This window comes from Kitasatospora sp. NPDC098663, from assembly GCF_044760075.1.
Taxonomy (GTDB): domain Bacteria; phylum Actinomycetota; class Actinomycetes; order Streptomycetales; family Streptomycetaceae; genus Kitasatospora.
On the sequence record NZ_JBIWAP010000110.1, the window covers coordinates 1 to 6,180 of the forward strand.

5 protein-coding genes are annotated in these 6,180 nt (G+C 70.2%); 2 read left to right on the forward strand and 3 right to left on the reverse strand.

Annotation, left to right across the window (positions count from 1 at the left end):
* Positions 1–493 (forward strand): tyrosine-type recombinase/integrase (locus tag ACIQVZ_RS42085; RefSeq protein WP_402458382.1); only part of this gene is annotated, 493 nt, incomplete at its 5' end.
* Between the two features lie 285 nt (positions 494–778).
* Here ACIQVZ_RS42085 and ACIQVZ_RS42090 read toward each other — a convergent pair.
* Entirely contained in the window at positions 779–1,408 is a 630-nt protein-coding gene (locus ACIQVZ_RS42090) for a hypothetical protein (protein ID WP_402458383.1), read from the reverse strand.
* A gap of 1,040 nt (positions 1,409–2,448) precedes the next feature.
* Between ACIQVZ_RS42090 and ACIQVZ_RS42095 the strand changes: the two genes are divergently transcribed.
* Positions 2,449–3,714 (forward strand): IS110 family transposase, encoded by a 1,266-nt coding sequence (locus tag ACIQVZ_RS42095; RefSeq protein ID WP_402458386.1) that lies wholly within the window; start codon positions 2,449–2,451, stop codon positions 3,712–3,714.
* 802 nt (positions 3,715–4,516) lie between these two features.
* On the opposite strand, the gene ACIQVZ_RS42100 is transcribed toward ACIQVZ_RS42095, so the two are convergent.
* Together ACIQVZ_RS42100 and ACIQVZ_RS42105 are read right to left on the reverse strand one after the other, a co-directional pair.
* Positions 4,517–5,314 (reverse strand): hypothetical protein, encoded by a 798-nt coding sequence (locus tag ACIQVZ_RS42100; protein ID WP_402458389.1) that lies wholly within the window; start codon positions 5,312–5,314, stop codon positions 4,517–4,519.
* Positions 5,315–5,344: 30 nt separating this feature from the next.
* Entirely contained in the window at positions 5,345–5,911 is a 567-nt protein-coding gene (locus ACIQVZ_RS42105; protein WP_402458392.1) for a hypothetical protein, read from the reverse strand.
* Between the last annotated feature and the right edge of the window lie 269 nt (positions 5,912–6,180).

Sequence of the window (6,180 nt, forward strand, 5' to 3'; positions counted from 1 at the left end):
GGCCGGGGCCCCCAAGACCCGCTCGGGGTTCCGCACGGTCGCCATGGACATCGAGACCTCCGACGTCCTACGCGACCAGAAGCGGCGCCAGGCCAGGGAACTCCTCGCCGCCGGCGTGGTGGCCGCCAACACGGACGGCCGCTGCTTCACCGAGGACGACGGGACCTGGCTGCACCCGGGCAAACTCACCGATCACTTCGAGGCCCTGGTCAAGAAGTGCGGGCTCCCCCCGATCCGGCTCCACGACCTGCGGCACGTCGCCGCGACCCTGGCCCTCTCCGCCCGGGTCGACATCAAGATCATCTCTGAAATGCTTGGTCATTCGAGCACGACCATCACCCGCGACATCTACCAGACCGTGATGAAGGAGCTGGCGTACGAGGCAGCCGAAGCCGTCGTCGCCATCGTGCCCCGCACCCGTCGGCGCACGGCCGCGTACAGCGGCGAGGCCGCCGCCGCAGCGCTCGCCAGCTTCTCCGGCGCCAGCGCGTGAGGTGGTTGGGGCCCGGAGGTGGCACCGGGCCCCAACCACCAGCACAGCCCAGGGTCGCAGTCTCCCGGCCTGTTCCGATCTCGGGGTGGCCTCCGATGCCCTTCGCGGTCCACCGGTGTACGGCCTTCCTCCGCCAGCCTGAGCCGGCGTCTGCTTGGTTCGCTCCGCGCGGGGTCCGCTGCTACCGCCCGGCGGCGAGAGCATCTCGCGTGCGGCTGCCGATCGGCATGACGGACCGGACGCCCGGCACATGAAGCCGAGGCCCGAACCCAAGGGGCGCCCCGATCAGGCGCCGTCGGCCTTCTCTGACAGCCGCCTCGCGAGCTCCGCATCCGATCGCATAGCCGCGACAACAGCCAGCGGGGCCTCCGCATCGCTGTGGCGTTCGCCGCAGCTGCACTCGACCCACTGCCCCGCCTCGATTCGAGCGGCCGACCTCTCCGCCAGATCGGCCATCTCGGCCAGGAGGTCGAGGTGGATCTCCATCAGGCCCGAGGTACGGCTCTGGAGGAGGCTGTCTCCCAACTCCACTGAGAGATCGAAGGCGTGGTGCTGGTCCCTCTCCGCCCCGTTGACGCCGGCCCACTGGGCGACCTTGGCAAGCGCCATCACGAGCCGCCCGGAAACCCAGGGCGGCACAACAACGGCCTCGTCGCGTTTGCGGACAGGGCGTACGGCCGCTGCGTGATCGTCTTGATCGGCAGCCCGGACGATCGCGTCCGCGACAACCTCGGGCGTAACGAAGTGAAGCGCGTCATCGCGACCGAGGCCAGCTTCGCGGGCCACGCGGTCAACGAGATGATCAACCGTTCCACGGACAGCGGCGATCTCCACGATGAGCCCACGCGTCAGCAACACGCTCGCGCTCTGGGCCACGAGCGCTTCCAGTCGGGCCGCAGTCTCCGCGTCATCCACAGCAACAACCTACGCGCCTTCGCGCCCTCTCCTTGTAGCCACCCGACAATCGAGGCGGCTCTGCCTCGACGGCGGACATCGCCCGGAACGCCATGCGGGCTGGCTTGAGTCGGCGACCTACTTCTGACTAACCGTCAGGCCCGTTTGCAGCGGCCGGGCAGTCACGGTCACACCCCGGTCACACCAATGACCGCACACGGTCAGAAAATCCTCCTCCGGGTCATGGAGAAACGGAAAAGACCCAGGTCAGATGACAACTGACCTGGGTCTCCGTGGTGGGCCACCAGGGGCTCGAACCCTGAACCTACGGATTAAAAGCCCGCCAATTGAGCTACCGGCCCTGGTTCCACCTGTGTCTACGTCCATCTACGTTTCCGCAGGTCACACAGTGTTGCGGCTTACCTGCCGTCTACACCAGTCTACTCCGGTCCGCCCTCGGATCAGGCGGTTCCGTCCCCGCTTCATCCCCGCTCTATCCCCGCACCGTCCCCGTGTTGGCCACCTGGTGGGCGGACGAACCGCTACCACTGGCGGTGACCAGGGAAGATACCGGGTCGGAAACTCGACGGCTTCGGATCTTCCAACACGAGGGGCGAGAATTCCACCCACCTCGGCGAACCAGCAACCAAGCTACCTGATCGTGCCTCGCACCGGGCCGACTTCTGGGTGCGTCGCACTCACCTTCCTCTGCTTCTCCGGAGAGCCTTGACCGCCCATCCTTCGCATCCGGCTCCACGGCAGCCGGCCCGGGGTGGGGCTGCGGCCGCGGCCGGCGAAGGACCCGACAGCCTCCGCTGTTCGTCATGGAACGACTGTGCAGCAGGGGGCCGGCTGCCGACCTGCTGGTGGGCACGTTGGCCTTCCCGTTTGCTGCCTTCACTGGGCGCTCGCGCTCGGGCTTGCTTGCCACCGCGGGTGCGGAACGTAGATGTTGCAGTCGTGGCTGCGGATGGCCACCCGGCGGGTGCCCGTCGGCCCATGCCCGAGCTGTGATGCGGCCAGCGGGCGGCCCGTACGGCGGCTTACCGAAGGGGGAGATCATGGTGGCATCGTGGGCGTTGTATGCCGGTATCGACTGGTCCGAGAACCTGCAAGACCTCGCTGTTGTCGACCGCACCGGTCAGCTCGTGGCGAGCACTCGCTTCGAAGCGACGCCCGCCGGTATCCGGGAGATGCTCAAGGTCCTCTCCGGGCTGCGTGCCAGCAACGGCTTCAGCCGCAAGTCCGTGCCCATCGCCATCGAAGCGAGCCGCGGCCTGCTGGTCGCCGCGCTCCAGCAGCACGGCCAGCCCGTCGTGCCGATCCACCCGGCGACTGCAGCCCGCTACCGGGGCCGGATCAACCCCGGCAACCGGAAGAAGTCGGACGCGCAGGACTGCTTGCTGCTCGCCAACATCCTGCGCACCGACGGCCACCTCCACCGGGCTCTGCACCGCAGCTCCGACCACGCCAACGCCATCGGCGCCCTGACCCGCGCCCAGCTCCGGGCCGTCCGGACCCGCCAGTACCACTACCTCCAGCTGCGCGCCCAGCTCCGCCAGGTCCACCCGACCGCCGTCCAGGCCTGGGCCACCATGGATCACCGGCTGCTGCGCCCCGAGGCCCGCGAGATCATCGCGCTCGCCCCGACCAGCAGTACAGCGGCCCGGCTCACCCGGCGGCAGATCCGCGCCGCGCTCGAACGCGGAGGCCGCACCCGGCTCCTCGACGCGGAGACCGAACGCCTCTACGAGCTCTTCCGCGAGCCGGTCCTGCGCAACCCGCCGACCCTGGAGGGAGCCCTCGGGCAAGGGGTGCTGTCGACGCTCCATTTCATCAACGCAGCGTGCCAGAACGTCGAGGAAATGACCGACGCCGCGACCGGCCTGTTCCTCCAGCACCCGCAGAGCGAGATCTACCTGTCCTTCCCCGGTGTCGGCCCGCTCACCGGCGCGCGCCTGGTGGGCGAACTCGGTGACGACCCGGCCCGGTTCCCCAACGGGAAGGGGCTGGCCTCCTACGCGGGCGCCCGCCCATTCACCTGGGCGTCGGGATCATCCCGCACCGTCCTGCACCGGCGGATCAGCGCAAACAAGTTCCTGGCCACCTACGGCCACCACTGGGCGTTCGCCACCCTCACGAAGTCGGCAGAGTGTCGGGCCTACTACGACCGGCGACGCGGCGCCGGCGACCGCCACAACGCCGCCCTGCGGCGCCTGTTCGCCAAGTTGCTGTCCTCGCTGCACTACTGCCTGCGCAACGACGTCGAGTTCGACGCCGCCGCAGCCTGGCCACGCGCGCCCGGGGGCGGAGCCGCTACCGCCTGAACCTCGGGTGGGTGGACGGACGGCCGGGCCGGGAGCACGCCTACAACTACACCCCGGGCCCAGAGCCCCGACGCGGATACGGTGCCCAGTCCGGCCGTCTCTCCGCCCACCCGAGGCCGCTCAGGCACCGCGCTCGCCACAGAGATCGGAAGCTACGGCACCGGCGGCCGCGCCCACTACGAACCCCGGCCCGTGGATCCCGTGCGGGAACACGGCGGAGGCCTCCACCTCGGCTCCGGTGGTGGAGGCAACGGTTCGTGGCCCGGCGGCCGAGGCGACGGCGGGCAGCGGACGCTCGCACGCTTGGGTGATGCACGCCCATCGGCACGCGCGGGCCGAATCGAACAGGCCGACCCCGGCCCGGGTCAGACGTGAGGTCTTCGGAACGGTGGCCCAGGGGCTCAATCACCCTCGGAGTTACGGCTCGTCGGACGGTTCCGCGCGGTGCGCGACAACCAGGTCGACGCACAGAGGATCGCTGCACCTTGCGCGTGCCCGCCCCACCGTGCCCCATTCGTCGGACTCGATGGTGATGCGGACGTCCCCGGTGCCGTTGAGGCTGCAATGTGCCTCGCGAATCAGGTCACCGAGCACTGTCTGGCGCAGAGCGCCCAGGCCGCGGTCGGCTATCTAGGCTGCACTCCACGCGATGCGGGCTACGTGAATGACCTCGGGATCGTTGGGCACGGACGCCTCCTCGCTGAACTGTTGGGGAGGTGCTGAATGACCTCTCGTGCGTTACTGATTTCTCCGCCCCGGGGGGCCCGTAGAGGGCTTCTACGGGCCCGTCGGGGCGTCAGAGTCAGTGGGGCCCGGCCAGGGCCGGGATGGCGGGTAGAACGAGCGCCTGCAAGCCCTGGTTCCACATCAGGGAGTGGTGGCCCTGGGCCTGGAAGTGGACGGCCCTGTGGTCGGGGTGCGTCCACAGGTGGCGGACCGCTCGGACGACGTGTCCCTTGTTGAGCCGCCACCACGTCTGGGCGGGTGGCGCCGCCCAGTCGTGTTCGGTGGGGATCGCGTGCAGGGAGGCGCCGTCGGGACCGACGATGTTGGTCACTTGGACGGTGATAAAGCGTGGACGGGCGTCGAGGCTGAGCAGGAGCGCGGTCGCCTGCGGGAAGGCCCGGCGGATCCGGGAGGCGAGGGCGGCGGCCACGTCCGGGGCTGGAAGGCTGAGGAGGTGGCGGTTCGGGTGGTGGCCGGCCAGCTCGATGAGGGAAAGGTGCGCGCCGAGGAGCACGGTGGGCAGCAGTCGTTCCGCCTTCTTCAGCCAGGCCGGGTCGGAGGAGAGCATGGGGGCGCGCCGCCAGAACAGCGGCGGGGTCGGGTACCGCAGGTCGCGGGGGTTCGCCCACAGGGCGTGGATGCGGTCGGAGGCGAGGGTGGCCTCGAACTCGATGGCGGCGGTCTCGGGGGCCTGGGTTCGAACGTGGTCGGCGAGGAGTTCGTGGGCGGTGGCGGCGACGGCTGCCTCGGCTTCGGCCTCGCGGAATAGCGCGTCTTGGAAGGCGCGGGCCCGGTTGGCGCGCCGGTAGGGGGCGGGCCCGGTCGGCGCGAGGATCGGTCGGCGGTTCGGCATGGTGGTCCTGGGTGAGGTCATGGCCGGGCCGGTGCGCGGCCCGGCCGGGCGTCAGTTGGCCGCGTGCAGCATGCGCTGGGAGAGGTCTGCAATCCGGTCGGTAAGCGCGGCTGCGGCGCGGGCCTGGGCGGGCGTGTGGGGGTTGTCGTCCGAGCAGTGCCGGACGAAGCGCAGCGCCAGCTGGGTGAGTTCGTGCATCGCCACGGGGTCGTACGCCGGGATCGTCAGGCTCCAGCTGGAGGCGTCGATGCGGTGCGGGATGCCGGCACGGTAGGCCAGCAGCATCCGGTCGGCGAGCTCGTCGCCGGTGAAGTCGTCGGGCAGCAGGCCGCTCTCGGTCAGCCAGTCGCAGAACGGGCCGGGCAGGATGAGCGTCCACCTGCTGGTGGCGGGCGCGTGGTTGGCGGCCTGCTCGGCGTAGGCGTAGGCGTAGCCGAGGTGGCGGGCGGCCGTCGGGGTGCCGAGGGCTTCGAGCGCCCAGTGGTAGCCGCAGGCGGTGTGTTGGTGGAAGCGGCGGGCGGTGGGGCCGAGATTGGTGTCGGCCGCGGCTCGGCGGTGCCGGTCGCGGGCGGCCGTGACGATCTCGGCGCTGGCGGGCTTCGGCTGCGGTGTGGACATGGCGTCCTTCGGTCAAGCAGGGATCGATCCCTGCGACGGGTTGGGGGTGGTGGGGCTCTTGGCGGCCCCACCACCGCCAACCTCTCCAACGGCCCGCCGGATGGGCACACCAAGTTGCTGACTGGTCCTGGAAGTTGGATCGTCGCTTCGCGCCTGCGCCCGCCGGGTGCGGGACCTAGATGAGTGATGCGAAGGGTTAGTGGTCGTAGGCGGTCAGTGAGCGCATGACGGGCTGGCCGGTGTGGTCGTTGTGCCAGATCGCGCAGGTC

Coding starts and splice junctions, on each gene's coding strand:
- ACIQVZ_RS42100 (WP_402458389.1), bottom strand. CDS start 5,314: ATGACCTCACCCAGGACCACCATGCCGAACCGCCGACCGATCCTCGCG.
- ACIQVZ_RS42095 (WP_402458386.1), top strand. CDS start 2,449: ATGGTGGCATCGTGGGCGTTGTATGCCGGTATCGACTGGTCCGAGAAC.
- ACIQVZ_RS42105 (WP_402458392.1), bottom strand. CDS start 5,911: ATGTCCACACCGCAGCCGAAGCCCGCCAGCGCCGAGATCGTCACGGCC.